This is a genomic window from Streptomyces tibetensis (genome assembly GCF_007655005.1).
Lineage (GTDB): Bacteria > Actinomycetota > Actinomycetes > Streptomycetales > Streptomycetaceae > Streptomyces > Streptomyces tibetensis.
Genome location: NZ_SZVW01000025.1, coordinates 1 through 15,746 on the forward strand (window position 1 = coordinate 1; position 15,746 = coordinate 15,746).

At 71.9% G+C, this 15,746-nt stretch carries 13 protein-coding genes and 2 pseudogenes; 13 read left to right on the plus strand and 2 right to left on the minus strand.

The genetic code is table 11. The annotated features are described in order from the left end of the window. The 4 genes from treS to FDO69_RS34360 all read left to right on the plus strand — a co-directional run. A partial coding sequence (treS, locus tag FDO69_RS34345; protein ID WP_104786219.1) for a maltose alpha-D-glucosyltransferase occupies positions 1 to 1,351 on the plus strand: 1,351 nt, incomplete at its 5' end. Between the two features lie 28 nt (positions 1,352 to 1,379). Continuing rightward, positions 1,380 to 2,750, plus strand: coding sequence for a maltokinase N-terminal cap-like domain-containing protein (locus FDO69_RS34350; protein ID WP_104786222.1), 1,371 nt, complete (start codon positions 1,380 to 1,382; stop codon positions 2,748 to 2,750). A gap of 3 nt (positions 2,751 to 2,753) precedes the next feature. Continuing rightward, entirely contained in the window at positions 2,754 to 4,964 is a 2,211-nt protein-coding gene (gene glgB, locus FDO69_RS34355) for a 1,4-alpha-glucan branching protein GlgB (RefSeq protein WP_104786225.1), read from the plus strand. 110 nt (positions 4,965 to 5,074) lie between these two features. Further along, positions 5,075 to 6,163 (plus strand): glutamate--cysteine ligase 2, encoded by a 1,089-nt coding sequence (locus tag FDO69_RS34360; protein ID WP_104786228.1) that lies wholly within the window; start codon positions 5,075 to 5,077, stop codon positions 6,161 to 6,163. Positions 6,164 to 6,206: 43 nt separating this feature from the next. Here the strand turns inward: FDO69_RS34360 and FDO69_RS34365 are convergent, their stop codons facing one another. Beyond that, positions 6,207 to 6,440: a DUF6480 family protein gene (locus tag FDO69_RS34365; protein WP_104786230.1), complete on the minus strand. Its 234-nt coding sequence runs from the start codon at positions 6,438 to 6,440 to the stop codon at positions 6,207 to 6,209. Positions 6,441 to 6,591: 151 nt separating this feature from the next. On the opposite strand from FDO69_RS34365, the gene FDO69_RS34370 reads away from it, so the two are divergent. Both FDO69_RS34370 and FDO69_RS34375 read left to right on the plus strand, forming a co-directional pair. Next, positions 6,592 to 8,490 carry an AMP-dependent synthetase/ligase gene (locus tag FDO69_RS34370; RefSeq protein WP_104786233.1) on the plus strand — a complete coding sequence of 633 codons (1,899 nt, stop codon included), beginning with the start codon at positions 6,592 to 6,594 and terminating at the stop codon, positions 8,488 to 8,490. A gap of 117 nt (positions 8,491 to 8,607) precedes the next feature. After that, complete coding sequence (locus FDO69_RS34375) at positions 8,608 to 9,042, plus strand: ATP-binding protein (protein ID WP_104786235.1); 435 nt, start codon at positions 8,608 to 8,610, stop codon at positions 9,040 to 9,042. 84 nt (positions 9,043 to 9,126) lie between these two features. Here the strand turns inward: FDO69_RS34375 and FDO69_RS34380 are convergent, their stop codons facing one another. After that, a complete protein-coding gene (locus FDO69_RS34380; RefSeq protein ID WP_104786238.1) occupies positions 9,127 to 9,498 on the minus strand; it encodes a hypothetical protein in 372 nt (123 codons plus the stop codon). 347 nt (positions 9,499 to 9,845) lie between these two features. Between FDO69_RS34380 and FDO69_RS34385 the strand changes: the two genes are divergently transcribed. The 7 genes and pseudogenes from FDO69_RS34385 to FDO69_RS34415 all read left to right on the plus strand — a co-directional run bounded on the left by FDO69_RS34385 (position 9,846) and on the right by FDO69_RS34415 (position 15,670). After that, complete coding sequence (locus tag FDO69_RS34385) at positions 9,846 to 10,247, plus strand: STAS domain-containing protein (RefSeq protein WP_104786241.1); 402 nt, start codon at positions 9,846 to 9,848, stop codon at positions 10,245 to 10,247. A 264-nt stretch (positions 10,248 to 10,511) separates the two neighbouring features. Next, positions 10,512 to 11,399 (plus strand): STAS domain-containing protein, encoded by an 888-nt coding sequence (locus FDO69_RS34390; protein WP_104786244.1) that lies wholly within the window; start codon positions 10,512 to 10,514, stop codon positions 11,397 to 11,399. Beyond that, complete coding sequence (locus FDO69_RS34395) at positions 11,396 to 11,815, plus strand: STAS domain-containing protein (RefSeq protein WP_097214730.1); 420 nt, start codon at positions 11,396 to 11,398, stop codon at positions 11,813 to 11,815. Before FDO69_RS34390 ends, FDO69_RS34395 begins: the two co-directional genes overlap by 4 nt. After that, positions 11,815 to 12,255: an anti-sigma regulatory factor gene (locus tag FDO69_RS34400; RefSeq protein WP_104786247.1), complete on the plus strand. Its 441-nt coding sequence runs from the start codon at positions 11,815 to 11,817 to the stop codon at positions 12,253 to 12,255. Before FDO69_RS34395 ends, FDO69_RS34400 begins: the two co-directional genes overlap by 1 nt. Continuing rightward, positions 12,255 to 12,669 (plus strand): annotated as a pseudogene (locus FDO69_RS34405) (anti-sigma regulatory factor); the annotation flags it as partial. The gene FDO69_RS34400 and the pseudogene FDO69_RS34405, both read left to right, overlap by 1 nt. Before the next feature lie 617 nt (positions 12,670 to 13,286). Further along, positions 13,287 to 13,946 (plus strand): annotated as a pseudogene (locus FDO69_RS42435) (SpoIIE family protein phosphatase); the annotation flags it as partial. Continuing rightward, positions 13,943 to 15,670, plus strand: a complete 1,728-nt coding sequence (locus tag FDO69_RS34415; RefSeq protein WP_104786250.1) for a PP2C family protein-serine/threonine phosphatase — start codon at positions 13,943 to 13,945, stop codon at positions 15,668 to 15,670. The pseudogene FDO69_RS42435 and the gene FDO69_RS34415, both read left to right, overlap by 4 nt. Positions 15,671 to 15,746 lie beyond the last annotated feature (76 nt).

A 15,746-nucleotide genomic window follows, 5' to 3' on the forward strand; every position in this document is an offset into this window, starting at 1 on the left:
CGACCAGCACCCGTGGTTCCAGGAGTCGCGCAAGGACCCCGACGGGCCCTACGGCGACTACTACGTGTGGGCCGACGACGACAAGGGCTACCCGGACGCCCGGATCATCTTCGTCGACACGGAGACCTCGAACTGGACCTTCGACCCGGTGCGCGGCCAGTACTTCTTCCACCGCTTCTTCTCCCACCAGCCGGACCTCAACTACGAGAACCCGCGCGTCCAGGAGGAGATCCTGGCCGCGCTGAAGTTCTGGCTGGACCTGGGCATCGACGGCTTCCGGCTGGACGCGGTGCCCTATCTCTACGCGGCCGAGGACACCAACTGCGAGAACCTGCCCGCCACGCACGACTTCCTGAAGCGGGTGCGCAAGGAGATCGACGCCCAGTACCCGGACACCGTGCTGCTGGCGGAGGCCAACCAGTGGCCCGAGGACGTCGTCGACTACTTCGGCGACTACGCAAGCGGCGGCGACGAGTGCCACATGGCCTTCCACTTCCCGGTCATGCCGCGCATCTTCATGGCCGTACGCCGGGAATCCCGCTACCCCGTTTCGGAAATCCTGGCCAAGACCCCGGCCATCCCCTCGGGCTGCCAGTGGGGGATGTTCCTGCGCAACCACGACGAGCTGACGCTCGAGATGGTCACCGACGAAGAGCGCGACTACATGTGGGCCGAGTACGCCAAGGATCCCCGCATGCGCGCCAACATCGGCATCCGCAGGCGCCTCGCCCCGCTGCTGGACAACGACCGGCACACCATCGAACTGTTCACCGCGCTGCTGCTGGCCCTGCCCGGCTCGCCGATCCTGTACTACGGCGACGAGATCGGCATGGGCGACAACATCTGGCTCGGTGACCGGGACGCGGTGCGCACGCCCATGCAGTGGACGCCCGACCGCAACGCCGGCTTCTCGACCTCCGACCCGGGCCGTCTCTTCCTGCCCGCGATCATGGACCCGGTCTACGGCCACCAGGTGACCAACGTCGAGGCGTCGATGTCGTCGCCCTCGTCACTGCTGCACTGGACCCGACGCATGATCGAGATCCGCAAGCAGAACCCGGCTTTCGGGCTCGGCTCGTACACCGAACTGCCCTCCTCCAACCCCGCGGTGCTGGCGTTCCTGCGCGAGTATGAGGACGACCTGGTGCTGTGCGTCAACAACTTCGCGCGGTTCGCGCAGCCCACCGAGCTGGACCTGAGCGCCTTCGAGGGGCGGCACCCGGTGGAGCTGTTCGGCGGGGTCCGCTTCCCGGCGATCGGCGAGCTGCCGTATCTGCTGACACTCGGGGGCCACGGCTTCTACTGGTTCCGGCTCACCCGAGTCGCCTCCCGCATCGGCCGGCGACTGTGAGCCAGCGCCGACGAAAGGAGGCGTGACCATGCCGAAGACCGCATTCCTGCGCCCCGACCTGCGGCGCCTGGCCGAGCCCATGGAGTCGCTCGGCGGGCTGCTGCGCGAGTGGCTGCCCCGGCAGCGCTGGTTCGCCGGCAAGGACCGGCCCGTCACGGAGCTCGGCCTGTTGTCGATGACCGAGCTCTTCCCGGGCTGTCTGCATCTGCTGATCCACGCCGGACACGCCGGGCACACGGGCGTGCCCTCGCCCGGCGGCGCTCCCCCCGCGGGTGACTGCTACCAGCTGCTGCTGGGCGTACGGGAGCACCCGTCGCCGCGGCTCGGGCGGGCGCTCATCGGACGGGTGCTGGAGGGACCGCTGGCCGGGCTGACGGTGTACGACGCGCTGCACGACCCCCGTTCCGCCCAGCTCCTGCTGGACCGGCTACGGCAACCGGGCACCGCCGGCCCCCTGCGCTTCGACTGCGACCCGGACCAGCGGGTGCCCGCCGGACTGGTGCCGAGGCTGCTGGACGCCGAGCAGTCCAACTCCTCGCTGGTGTACGGCGACGAGTACATCCTGAAGGTCTTCCGGCGCATCCAGCCGGGCGTCAACCCGGACCTGGAGGTGCCGGGCGCGCTGGCCCGGCAGGGCTGTCACCGCGTTCCCGCGCCGGTGGCCTGGTTCCAGACCCGGCATCCGTTCAAGGCCACCCTCGGCGTGCTGCAGCCGTATCTGCGGGACGCCTCCGACGGCTGGACGCTGGGGCTGAACGCGCTGGCCGCCGGGGACGACTTCACGGTCCAGGCCCGTGCGCTGGGCGTTGCCACCGCGGAGGTGCACCTCGCGCTGGCGTCGGCGTTCCCCGTCGGCGGGCCCGGGGAGAACGGGCGGACGGCGGCCGCGATGACCGAGCGGCTGGACGCCGCCGCGCACTGCGTGCCCGCACTGCAGCCGTTCGTGCCCGGTCTGCGGACCGCGTTCGCGGCCCTCACCAGCTGCGATCCCGGGCCGCCCGCCCAGCGCATCCACGGCGACCTGCACCTCGGTCAGGTGCTGCGGGCCGGGCGCGAGTGGTTCGTCATCGACTTCGAGGGCGAGCCGTCCCGGCCGCTCTCCGAACGGCGCAGCGCCCACTCCCCGGTGCGGGACATCGCCGGGATGCTGCGTTCCTTCGACTACGCCGCCCGGCAGCGCCGCCCCTGGCGCCCCGAGTGGGCCCGGCGCTGCCGCGAGGCCTACTGCGCGGGCTATGCCGCCCGCGCCGGCTGGGACCCCCGCAAGAAACACGGACTGCTCCGCGCCTATGAGACGGACCGGGCCGTGTACGAGGTGCTGTACGAGGCACGGCACCGCCCCGACTGGCTGCCTGTACCGATGGCGGCGATCGAGCGCCTCGCCGTGAGAGGAGACTGAGCCGTGGCCCTGCGAGACACCTCAATCCCGGAGCCGTCCGGCCCGGTCCCGAGCACGACCGCCGCCCCCGCCCTGAGTCCCGAGGACCGCGGGCGCCTGCTGGCGGGGGCCCACCACGATCCGCACGCGCTGCTGGGTGCCCACCCGGTGCCCGGCGGGGTCGTGTTCCGGGCGCTGCGCCCCTTCGCCCGCGCGGTGAGCGTGGTCGTCGGCGGTACACGTACGGCCCTGGCCTCGGAGGGCGACGGTCTCTTCTCGGGTGTGCTGCCGCTGGACACGGTCCCCGCGTACACCCTGCACGTGGCGTACGAGGAGGGCGAGCAGGAGACGCCCGACCCGTACCGGTTCCTGCCGGCGCTGGGCGAGCTCGACCTGCACCTGATCCGCGAGGGCCGGCACGAGCAGCTGTGGCAGGCGCTCGGCGCGCAGCCGATGACCCACGAGGGCGTGAGCGGCACCCGGTTCACGGTGTGGGCGCCGAACGCGCAGGGCGTGCGGGTCGCCACGGACTTCACCCACTGGGACGGGACGCAGTTCCCGATGCGGTCCCTCGGCGCCTCGGGCGTGTGGGAGCTGTTCCTGCCGGGCGTGGGCGAGGGAACGCCGTACAAGTTCGAGATCCACTCCCGGTACGGGCACCGCTTCCTCAAGGCCGACCCGATGGCACGGCGCTGCGAGGAGCCGCCCAACACGGCGTCGATCGTGACGGCCTCGCACTACGAGTGGGGGGACACCGAGTGGATGGCGCACCGCGCCGACACACCCGTGCACGAGGCGCCGTTCTCGGTGTACGAGGTGCACCTGGCGTCGTGGCGGCCGGGGCTGACCTACCGGCAGCTCGCCGAGGAACTCCCGAAGTACGTCAAGGACCTGGGCTTCACGCACGTGGAGCTGATGCCGGTCGCCGAGCACCCCTTCCACGGGTCCTGGGGCTACCAGGTCACCGGGTTCTACGCCCCGACGGCCCGGCTCGGCACGCCGGACGACTTCCGCTTCTTCGTCGACGCCTGCCACCGGGCCGGTATCGGCGTGATCATGGACTGGGTGCCGGCGCACTTCCCGAAGGACGACTGGGCACTGGCCCGGTTCGACGGGGAACCGCTGTACGAGCCCGGTGACGACCGGCGCGCGGAGCACCCGGACTGGGGCACGTACGAGTTCGACTTCGGGCGCACCGAGGTGCGCAACTTCCTGGTCGCGAACGCCGTGTACTGGTGCGAGGAGTTCCACATCGACGGCCTGCGCGTGGACGCCGTCGCCTCGATGCTCTATCTGGACTACTCGCGCGAGGACGGGCAGTGGGAACCCAACGCCTACGGCGGCCGGGAGGACCTGGCGGCCATGCGGTTCCTGCAGGAGATGAACGCGACCGTGTACCGGCGCGCTCCCGGGGTCGTGACCATCGCCGAGGAGTCCACCGCCTGGGGCGGGGTGACCCGGCCGACCGAGACCGGCGGGCTCGGCTTCGGCCTGAAGTGGAACATGGGCTGGATGCACGATTCGCTGGAGTACATCGCCCACGAGCCGGTGCACCGCAAGTACCACCACCACGAGATGACGTTCTCGATGGTGTACGCCTACAGCGAGAACTACGTCCTGCCCATCTCCCACGACGAGGTCGTGCACGGCAAGCAGGCCCTGGTGTCGAAGATGCCGGGCGACTGGTGGCAGCGGCGCGCCACGCACCGGGCCTACCTCGGCTTCATGTGGGGCCACCCCGGCAAGCAGCTGCTGTTCATGGGGCAGGAGTTCGCGCAGGGGGCCGAGTGGTCGGTGGAGCAGGGCCCGGAGTGGTGGCTGCTCGAGGACGGTTACCACTCCGCGGGCGACCACCGGGGCGTGCGCGACCTGGTCCGTGACCTGAACACCGCGTACCGGGCGACGCCGGCGCTGTGGCAGTGCGACACCCGCCCGGAGGGCTTCCGGTGGGTGGCGGTGGACTCGGCGGACGACAACGTCTTCGCCTTCCTCCGCCATGACGCCGAGGGCGGTCCGCTGCTGGCGGTGTCGAACTTCTCCCCCGTCGTCCGGCAGGACTACGGCCTGTGGGTGCCGGGTGACGTCGTCGCCTGGGAGGAACGCCTCAACACCGACGACACGCGCTACGGCGGCAGCGGCGTGACCAACCCGGATCCGGTCAAGCCGGAGGACGGATGTGTCCGGATCACGCTGCCACCGCTCGCCACGGTGTGGCTGACGCCGTTCGCCGTGTGAAGTCCCCCTGCCCCACCAGGTGTCCTGCCCGCCTGGAGGGGCACTGGGTGTCGTACCACCGGGAGCGCCCGGTGGTATGACGCGGCAGGGCACAGAAGGGCGGGCATCAGGTGCGCACCGTGGGAGTGGAGGAGGAACTCCTCCTGGTCGATCCGGAGACCGGGGAACCGCGGGCGCTGTCCGCAGCGGTGCTCGCCCGGGCGGAGAAGGACGACGCGGATCAGGACGTCTTCGAGAAGGAACTCCACGAGCAGATGCTGGAGTTCGCCACTCATCCGCAGTCGTCCATGGAGAGCCTGCGCGCGGAGATCGTCCGCTGCCGCAAGGAGGCCGCCCGGCACGCGGGGGAGATCGGCTGCACCGTGGCGGCGCTCGCCACCTCACCGCTGCCGGTCAGCCCCGCTGTCAGCGTGAACCGGCGCTACCGGTGGATGGCGGACCAGTACGGCATCGCCACCCGGGAGCAGCTCGTCATGGGCTGCCATGTGCATGTGTCGGTCGAATCCGACGACGAGGGCGTGGCGGTGGTCGACCGGCTGCGGCCGTGGCTTGCGGTGCTGCGGGCGATCAGCGCGAACTCGCCGTTCTGGCAGGGCAAGGACACGGGGTACAGCAGTTACCGCAGCCGGGTGTGGCTGCGCTGGCCGTCGGCCGGCCCCACCGAGATCTTCGGCTCGGCCGAGCGGTACCACCGGCTGATCGCGGACATGGTGGCCACCGGCGCCCTCCTGGACGACGGGATGATCTACTTCGACGCGCGGCTGTCCCAGCGGTATCCGACGGTGGAGCTGCGGGTCGCGGACGTCTGTCTGCACTCCGGCACGGCTGTGCTGGTCGCCACGCTCGTCCGCGGGCTGGTCGAGACGGCCGCGCGCGAGTGGCGGGACGGCCGTGAGCCGCTCGGCCACAGTGTCAGCCTGCTGCGGCTGGCCGACTGGCAGGCCGCCCGGTCCGGCCTCACGGGCGAACTGCTGCACCCCGCGACCATGCGGCGCATGCCCGCCGAAGCCGTCGTGCGTGCCCTGCTGGACCACGTCGAGGAGGCCCTCGACGACGCGGGCGACCTGGAGCGGGCCCGGACCGCCTGCGACGAGCTGCTGCGGGAGGGCAACGGCGCTCAGGTGCAGCGTGCGCTGATGGAGGGCACGGGCAGCCTGCGGGACGTCGTCACCGAGTGCGTGCGCCACACGCAGGCGTGAGGCGTCCCGCCGGTTTCGGGCGGGGGCTCGTTCGGGCGGGGGCTCAGAGGATCAGGACGAGGGCGTAGGCCAGGAAGAACGCCGCGATCAGCACCACGAGGACGATGATCACGGTCATCGGGCCCTTGGACCAGCCCTTCGTCGGGTTGTGCGTCTCCCGGGGCAGCGTCTCGGGCATGCTGCTCTCCGCGGGTGGGGTCTCGCCCGGCGGTACGCCGCCGCCGGGTTCCAGACCGGGGGTGCGTTCTGGTTCGGGATCAGGACTGATGTGAGTCATGCCGTCCGGGTCCCCCGATCACGCCGAGATCATCTGCGGGTCGACTTCCGTATTTTCCGACCCCGAAGGGTCTCGACTCGACTACATTCGAGCACCGCCGATGACAGTACCCGTCGGCAATGTCACACCCCGTACACGTCAGGAGCAGTGCATGCGCGACCTCGCCCTCGCTCCCCCGCCCGTGGCGCCCCTGACCGGCGGGCTCGCCGACAGCGTCTTCGAGACGGCGGACCGCGAACCGGCCAGGCCGATGCTCGCCCGGCGGGCCGACCCCGCCTCCGCGACCTGGGAGGAGGTGACGGCGATCGAGCTGCGTGACACGGTGGTGGACGCGGCCAAGGGGCTGATCGCCTCGGGGATCGCGCCGGGACACCGAGTGGCGATCATGGCGCGCACCCGCTTCGAGTGGACGGTCCTGTGCTACGCGCTGTGGGCCGTCGGCGCCGAGGTGGTCCCGGTCTACCCGACGGCCTCACGCGATCAGGTCGAGTGGATCCTGCGGGACGCCGGCTGCGTGGCCGTGGTCGTGGAGGACGAGCAGGGCGTCATGACCGTCGGCTCGGTGTGCGCCTCGCTGCCGCTGCTGCGGCACGTCTGGCAGCTGGACGCGGGCGCCCTCGAGGAGCTGACGGCGCAGGGCGAGTTCATCCCGATCGCCACGGTCGACTCGATGCGCCGCATCGTGCTGCCGGACTCCCCTGCCGTCATCGCCTACACCTCGGGCACCTCCGGCCACGCCATGGGCTGCGCGCTCAGCCACCGCAATCTGGCCGGACCCTGCGACACGCTGCTCACGGGCTGGGGACACACCGCGGCGCGGCGCGGGGAGCAGGGCTCCGTGCTCGCGTTCCTGCCCTTCTCCCACGTGTACGGGCTGATGATCCAGGGGCTGTGCGTGCGCGGCGGGCTGCTGATGGGGCACCAGGCCGATCTGGGCGGGGAGGCGCTGGCGTCGGCGCTGCGCTCGTTCCGACCGACCTACCTCTACGCGGTCCCCTCGGTCCTGGAGAAGATCTACAAGAACTTCCTGCGCACGGCTCAGCAGGGGGGTCACGGCGGGCTGTTCGAGCGGGCCGCCGAAACCGCCCGGGACTTCGCCGCGGCCCTGGAGCGCCAGCGGCTGGGCCGTGGCCGCGGACCGGGCTTCGACCTGAGGTTCCAGCACGCCCTGTACGAGCGCACGGTGTACCGCAGGCTGCGGGCGGCACTGGGCGGCCGGGTACAGCGGGCGACGTCCGGCGGTTCGCCCCTCAGCCGCGACCTGTCCCTCTTCTACGAGGGCATCGGCATCTATGTGCACGACGGGTACGGCCTGACGGAGACCGCCGGCGGGGTGACGATGCAGCCGCTGGGCCGGGAGAAGTCCGGGACGGTCGGGCAGGCCCTGCCGGGCACGGAGATCCAGGTGGCAGACGACGGGGAGATCCTGGTGCGCGGCCCGTCGGTGTTCCAGGGTTACGTGGGCGACCAGGCCGCCACCCGGGCCGCGCTGCGCGGCGGGTGGCTTGCCACCGGCGACCTCGGGCTGCTGGACTCGGAGGGCTATCTGACGATCACCGGCCGCAAGAAGGACATCATCGTCACCAGCAGCGGCAAGAGCGTCGCCCCGCTGGCCCTGGAGCAGCGGTTGCGGATGCATCCGCTCATCCACCAGGCGGTGGTCGTGGGGGACAACCGGCCCTGCGTCGGAGCCCTGATCACGCTGGACCCGGACTTCCTCGCGCACTGGCGGGCCGGGCTGGCCGTGCAGGGCGAGATGCGGGAGGCGCGGGAGGAGAACGCGCTGCGGGAGGAGGTCGCGCGGGCCGTGGCCGCGGCCAACAGCGTCGTGTCGCCCGCGGAGTCGATCCGGGTGTTCCGGGTCCTGCCCGAGGCGTTCGACGTGACGAACGGGATGCTGACGCCGTCGATGAAGCTGCGCCGTGACGAGATCGTGCGGCACTACGCCTCCGAGATCGACGCGATGTACCAGTCCCGCAGACGTCCCGGACGGCCGAGCGCCCCTGCCGAACCGTCGAGCTGGGACGATTCCGACAATGTGTTCCGTTGAGCGTGCGACCGGACGCGTAGGCCTCGTCCCCTCGGGAACACGCAACAGTGGCGACGCAAGAGAAAGGACGACAGCCCTGACGACAGCCGTAGCTGACGCCCGGGCCGGAAAGGCGATATGTCAACCGAGCCGCGTGGGGACGATGCCCTGACCTCCGAGGAGATCCCGAGCCGCACGAACACGTTCGTGGGCGAGCCGCATGATGTGACCGGTGCGCGCTTGGCCGCGGAGGAGTTCCTGCGCGATCTCGCACGCTCCTCCCCGCCCTCTGCCCCCGAGTACTGGGACGACATCCTGCTGGTGGTGACGGAACTGGCCGCCAACGCGGTGCAGTACGCCCCGGGTCCGTTCGCGCTGCGGATGCGCCGGACCTTCGACGGTGTGCATGTGGTTCTGCACGACACCAGCACCACGGAGCCCGCCCCCCGCCCCTTCGATCCGCGCAGCGGCGGCGGGGGCATCGGCTGGCACCTGATTCACACGCTGTGCGACCAGGTCAGCGTGGTGACCGACGACCGAGGCAAGGACGTGCACGTGTTCATGCCCTGGTGAGCCGGAGCGTCACGGGCGCGATGCGCCCGTGACCGGCTCCGACCGTGACCCGCCGAGGACAGACCGGCTCAGACCCTGGGCGTCTCAGACCGTGGCCGTCTCGCGCGGCGGCAGCCGGTCGTAGTAGTCACCCACGGCCCGGAGGTAGCCCTGGTCCCTGGTCTCGCTGTCGGTCTGGAAGCGGGGGGCCGCCTTGGCATCCGCCCTGCTGCAGGCCAGTGTGACCTTTCTCCCCTGGGTGTCGACGCCGGTGACGACTCCGGCCGGCACCAGGACGCTGCGGCCGAACACCCAGACTCCGGTGTCGACGACCAGGTGCCGCATGGCGTGCGGGGCGGCCTCCCGGTCCACGTGCCCGATCGAGCCGTCGGTAGCGGCGACGGCGAAACCGGTCAGGTCCTGACCCTCGGTGTGACCGCTGTCCGGCGCGTACGACCAGATTCTGTCCATGGCCACGCTGTTCCATCCTCCCTGGCGATGTGCTGATCGCTTCTTCCTCCGGCGGACGCCCGCGCCCGCCCCGTTCCACAGCAGCAACTACCCTGCTGCCGCAAGCGCATTCGGCGCACACGTCTGCTACCCGCACGGGACTTCCGGCGGCCGGTCCCCGCGATGTTCGGCCGGGGAGGCATGGAGGGTGGTTTCCGGGGTAATCGCGGGTGCGCGGTGACATCCGAAGCCCGTCTGCGAAGGGAGGCGCATGAGAAACGGCATTCGAGTCCGGAGAACGACCGGGTTCCCCTCGCACCGCGGTCATCCCCAGAGGTGACCAGCCCAGGCCGTAGCACTTGTTGGAGGTATCCGTGCCCCTCGCCCAGAACCCGCTGTCCGTGGAAGTCGAGCTGCCCCGGGAGGACGTGGCCCTGATCACGGTCGACGGCTACCTGGACGTCGACACCGCGACCGAGTTCCAGGCCCATCTGGCCAACCAACTCCACCACGGCCGACGGCATTTCCTGCTCGACCTCTCGTCCGTTCCCTTCATGGACTCGTCCGGGATGAACATCATCCTGCGGGTGTACCAGGAGACCCGTAAGACCGAGGGCAGTGTGCACGTCATCAGTCCGACGCCGGCCGTGCGGCGCATCCTCGATCTGACCGGCGTCAGCATCACCGTGCCGATATCGGAGAGCCTCGACGAGGCCCTGACCCGTGTCGACGAAGGACCGCAGCACCCCGAGGAGCCGGGGGGACAGAGCGTCTGACGGCCAGAGTGCCTGATCGGGCCCGGCGCCGGCGAAGATCGGCGGCCCGGTCCTCGCTCCGCCCTGCCCGCACGACGGCTCACTCCTCGCACACTCGGCGACGGCGGCACCAACCGCCGTTCGTCCGGGCCGGATCACTTGCCCCGGAGCAGGTGTCGTACGAGGTCGGCGCATGGTTAGAGTTGTCGCCCGGCAAGTGTCACATCGCCGTCTCGTTGCCAGAAGCGGGCTCGGTCGACGCAACGCGGATGAGGAGAGAACCAGGTGCCGGAGCACGAAGCGGACGGACAGCTCGCCACGCCCAGTCACGAGGTCAGGGACTTCCTGCACCGCCGGCGTGAGCAGATCACCCAGCGGTGGGCGGACGAGCCTTTGTTCCGCACCGTGTTCACCGTCTCGCGTGACGAGGCGGTGGAAGCGGGCAAGGCCGTCGTGGACGCACTGGCCCAGGTGGCCGACTCGGAGCAGGTGGAGGACCCGGACGCCGCGGGATTCAGCGGGGTCCGCGAGCAGCTGGCCCGGATGGGCGCGGCCCGCTCCCGTGCCGGGTTGTCCAACACCCAGGTCTCCAGCGAGCTGGCCGCCCTGCGGCCGCCCGTGGAGAACCTGCTGGCCGCCGATCTGGAGCATGCGCCCCCCGAGCACCTGCGTGCGTGTTCGACCGCGCTGACGGTGCTCATGGGCACCCTGCGGCTGGTGGCCATGCAGACCGCGCTGAGCGAATGGCAGGCGCTCAGCGACCGACAGCGGATGCAGCTGATGGAGGTGGCCACGCCCGTCATCCGGCTGTGGGACGGCATCGTGGCCGTGCCGCTCATCGGCACGCTCGACAGCGCCCGCAGCCAGATCGTGATGGAGACGCTGCTGAACGCCGTCGTCGAGCAGCACGCGCGGTTCGCGATCCTCGACATCACCGGGGTTCCGACGGTCGACTCGCTGGTGGCGCAGCACCTGATGAAGACGGTCGCCGCGGCGCGCCTCATGGGCGCCGAGTGCATCGTCTCGGGGATCCGCCCCGCCATCGCGCAGACCATCGTGCATCTCGGCCTGGACCTGGACGTGATCACCCGTGCGAGCCTCTCCGACGCACTGGGGTACGCGCTGCACCAGCTCGGCGCCGACATCGTGAACTCGGGTGCGGGTCAGCGGTGAACGACGCCCACCCCCGTCCCGTGACCGGCTATGTGCCGGTCCTCCGGCTCGGCGACGTCCTCCTGGTCACGCTCCAGGGGGACCTGCACGACAGCACGGCGCAGCAGCTCCAGCAGGACCTCTCGGAGACCATCTCCCGTACCGGGGTGCGCGGGGTCCTCATCGACATCTCCGGTGTGGAGATCGTCGACTCCTTCCTCGGCCGGGTGCTGGCCGAGATCGCCGCGCAGTCCAAGCTGCTGGCCGCGCGCACCGTGGTGGCCGGCATGCGCCCCGCGGTCGCCATCACCCTGGTCGAACTGGGTCTGACGCTGCCGGGGCTGAGTACCGCGCTCAGTACCGAGGCGGGCATGGAGCTCCTCGCGCGGCAGGCCCCGGTGACCCGCCCCGGCAGCCCGCGTCAGGAGAGTCCGTGATGCACACCGCCGCGGGCGTCGAGGCCTGCCTGCCCATCCGGTCGGACATGGACCTGGTGTGGGTGCGACAGCACGTACGGCAGGCCGCTGCCCGGCTCGGCTTCGGCCTGGTGGACCAGACCAAGCTCATCACCGCGGCCAGCGAGCTGGCCCGCAACACCCTGGTGCACGGCGGTGGCGGACAGATGGAAGCGAGGCAGGTCGGCCGTGCGGGCGCGCAGGGGCTGCAGCTGGCCTTCATCGACGAGGGACCGGGCATCGTCGACCTGGACCTGGCGCTGAGCGACGGCTACACCTCCGGTGGCGGTCTGGGCATGGGACTGAGCGGTGCGCGGCGCCTGGTGCACGACTTCGACATCGACACCACGCCCGGTTCGGGCACCACGGTGCGGGTGACGTGCTGGGTGGGACGGCCGCCGCGTCCGCGCGAGGAGGTCTGATGCCCCGGGTGTGGGACGTGCCGGTGCGCGACTCGACCCGCGTGCGCGACGCGCGGGTCGCGGCGGAGGGCGCTGCCGCGCTGGCCGGGCTGGACGAGCGGCGTACCGCGGCGGCCGCGCTGGTCGCGACCGAGCTCGCCACGAACCTGCTGAAGCATGCCGAGGGTGGTCAGGTGCTCATCGACGTCGTGGCCCCGCCCGTGCTGCGGGAGGGGTCGTGGGGAGGACGAGTGGTGCAGATCGCCGCGGTCGACCACGGCCCGGGCATCCCCGACGTGCCCGCGGCGCTGCGCGACGGCTTCTCCACCTCCCGCTCGCTCGGCGCCGGCCTCGGCACGTGTCTGCGCCTCTCCGACGATTTCTCCCTGCACAGCGTCCCCGGCCGCGGCACGGTGGCGGTGGCCCGCGTGAGCTCGACGCCCCGGACCACCGACGGACCGGCCGGGTCCGAGGGCCGGGTATCCGAAGGGGGACGGTGGCCGGGCGGGGCACCGCCGTTCGGGGCGGCGGCATGCGGCGGCCTGACGGGCCACGCGGCGGTGCAGGCCGCAGCGCCCGGTCACACCGGGCAGGCCCCGGCGCTTCCCGACGGCCCCACACAACCGGCCGCTCCCGCCGGGGGAACCGACCCGGCGCTCTGCGCAGGTCCCGGCCACGCCCCTCGGGACACCGGCACACCGGGAACCGGAACCGGGCCCCGGACGGCACCGGACCACGGCTCGGCAGACACCGGCGCGTCGAGCAAGGACTCCGCGTCCAGGACAGCACCGACGTACGGTGCCGCGGACACCGACCACCCGGGGACCGACCCGGCCTCCCGGACGACAGCGGCCCACGGCCTCGCAAACACCGGCGGCTCCGGGGCCGACCCGGCCCCCCGGACGACAGCGGCCCACGGCCTCGCAAACACCGGCGGCTCCGGGGCCGACCCGGCCCCCCGGACGACAGCGGCCCACGGCCTCGCGGACGCCCACGCCGTCGGCGGTGGCCCCGGGACGAAGCCGGGCGACCACCGCGGGGCGACGGTCCGCGGGGTTTCGGACGCCGGGGTCGCCGCGCAGAACCGTTCCGTGCCGGTTTCCGGAGTGCGGGCCGGTGGGGTGAACATTCCCTACGGCGGAGCCGAGTACTCGGGAGACGCCTGGGCGTGGGTCCGGGCCGGGGACCGGGTGACGTTGATGCTGGCGGACGGACTGGGGCACGGGCCGGAGGCCGCACGGGCCTCGTCCGCCGCGGTCACGGCGCTGCACCGCTGGGCCCACCTCTCCCCCGCCGCGTCGCTGCAGCGGCTGCACGACGCGCTGCGGGGCACGCGGGGCGCGGCCGTCGCCCTGGCCCAGCTCGACCTGACGGCCGGGCGGCTGCGGTTCGCCGGCATCGGCAACGTCGGGGCGCGACTGCGCACCGACGGCACCTGGCACCACCTGCTGTCGCGGCCCGGCATCGTCGGGGTCCACCGGCCCGGCACCCTCCGCGAGGAGGCGGCCGACTGGGTGGGCGACCCGATACTCATCCTGCACACCGACGGCCTGCCCAGCCGCTGGACGCCGCCGTCCGACCCCGGTCTGCCCGCCACCGACCCGGCCGTGACGGCCGCCGTGACGATACGTGACGCCAGCAGTCCCGCCCGGCCGGTGCGGGACGACACCGCCGTGGCCGTGCTGACCTCGAACCCGCCGGAACGCCCATGATGCGCACTTGGCAGATCACCACCGTCACCGACGCGGCCCGCGCCCGCATCTCGCTCGCGCGCCTGGCCGCCGCGTACGGTGTGCCCACCATCGAACGGACCCGGCTCGCCGCCGACCTCAGCGCCCACCTGCGGCAGTGCCTCACCAAGGGCGGCACCTGGCGGCTCACCATGGACCTCGCGGGCTCCCCCGACGAGGAGGGCCTGCTGCACGTCGTGGTGACTCCGTCCCCGGAGGCGTGCGCCGCCGGGGAGCCGCTCTGGGAGGTCACGGTCCCCTGTCCCGAGTCGGCCGAGGCCACCGAGGACGGCACCGTCCCCGACGATCCGGCCGCCCTGTCGGAGGCCCTGCTGGGCGCCGACGAGGACACCGCCGTGGTGCTGGACAAACTCACCGAGCAGGAGGACCTGGTCCTCTTCCACCGCGAGGAGCTGCACCAGACCAACCAGGGCGTCCTGGCCCTGCACGCCGAGCTGGACGCGGCCGGGCGGGCCCAGCGCGAGGCCTTCGCCGCCGAGCGCAGCGCCCGCAACGAGGCGGAGAGCGCCCGGCGCCGGCTGACGTTCCTCGCGGACGCGAGCGCGGTGCTGACGGCGTCGCTCAACCACGAGGAGATCGTGCGCCGGCTGCCGGACCTGCTGGTGCCGGAATACGCGCGCAGCGTCGACGTCTGGCTGTTCGACCACGAGGAGGACAAGCACCGGTCGGCGCCGCATCCGGCCGCCGCGGTGGTCGCGGCCCGTACCGGGCGGCCCCAGTACGCCGCCGACCATCCCGGCAACCTGCCCGGCGTCGAGGACCAGCCGCCGTCGGCCCTGGACCCGGGACGGCCGTTGCTGTGCGTGCCGCTGCCGACGCGGCGGGCTCCGCTGGGCGTCATGACGCTGTCACCGCCCGGGGAGCGCTGGGACCCGGACGACGCGGTGATGCTGATCGAGCTCACCCGGCGAGCCAGTATCGCGATCGACAACGCCCGGCGCTTCGAGCACAACCGCGACATCGCCGAGACGCTGCAGCGTGCCCTGCTGACGGATCTGCCGGCCACGCCGGGTCTGAGCCTGGCGGCGCGGTATCTTCCGGCCACTCACGGGCTGAACATCGGCGGCGACTGGTACGACGCGTTCCCCCAGCGGGACGGCGGTCTCATCACCGTCATCGGGGACGTGACCGGACACGGTCTGCATGCGGCGGTCATGATGAGCCAGCTGCGCACCGCGCTGCGGGCGTACGCCGTCGACGGCGACAGCCCCGGCCGGCTGCTGACCCGGCTGCACCGGTTCCTGCACCATCTCCAGCCGGATCTGTACGCCACCGCCGTCATCGCCCGGTTCCACCCGGACGAGCCCACGCTGACCTGGGCCGCCGCTGGGCATCCGCCACCGGTGCTGCGCCTGCCCGACGGCACCGTGCGCACCCTGGACGCCAAGCCCGGCGCGATGCTCGGCATCCCGCTCACCCAGGAGATCGCCGACCACACGGAGGATCTGGAGCCCGGCTCGACCCTCGCGCTGTACACGGACGGGCTGGTGGAGCGGCGTGCCCAGGGCATAGACCCCGGGATCGAGCGGCTGGCCACGGCACTCGGCGGATTCCGGTCCGCGGAACTGGACGCGGACCTGGAAGGTTCGGCGGACCGGCTGCTGCCTCCGCTGCTGAGCGATTCCGAGCGGGACGACGACGTGTGTCTGTTGCTGTGTCATGTCCAAGGTGGCTTGGACTCCTGACGGCGGGTCCGGCCCCCTCCCCGGGTGTGCACGCCTTCTTCACTCCCGGCCGGTGCTTTTCGGCCACGGTGCGGGC

Bases quoted from the DNA above. Each gene is read 5' to 3' on its own strand.
- FDO69_RS34415 (WP_104786250.1), top strand. From the start codon at position 13,943: ATGATGCGCACTTGGCAGATCACCACCGTCACCGACGCGGCCCGCGCC.
- FDO69_RS34350 (WP_104786222.1), top strand. From the start codon at position 1,380: ATGCCGAAGACCGCATTCCTGCGCCCCGACCTGCGGCGCCTGGCCGAG.
- FDO69_RS34400 (WP_104786247.1), top strand. From the start codon at position 11,815: ATGCACACCGCCGCGGGCGTCGAGGCCTGCCTGCCCATCCGGTCGGAC.
- FDO69_RS34375 (WP_104786235.1), top strand. From the start codon at position 8,608: ATGTCAACCGAGCCGCGTGGGGACGATGCCCTGACCTCCGAGGAGATC.
- FDO69_RS34370 (WP_104786233.1), top strand. From the start codon at position 6,592: ATGCGCGACCTCGCCCTCGCTCCCCCGCCCGTGGCGCCCCTGACCGGC.
- FDO69_RS34365 (WP_104786230.1), bottom strand. From the start codon at position 6,440: ATGACTCACATCAGTCCTGATCCCGAACCAGAACGCACCCCCGGTCTG.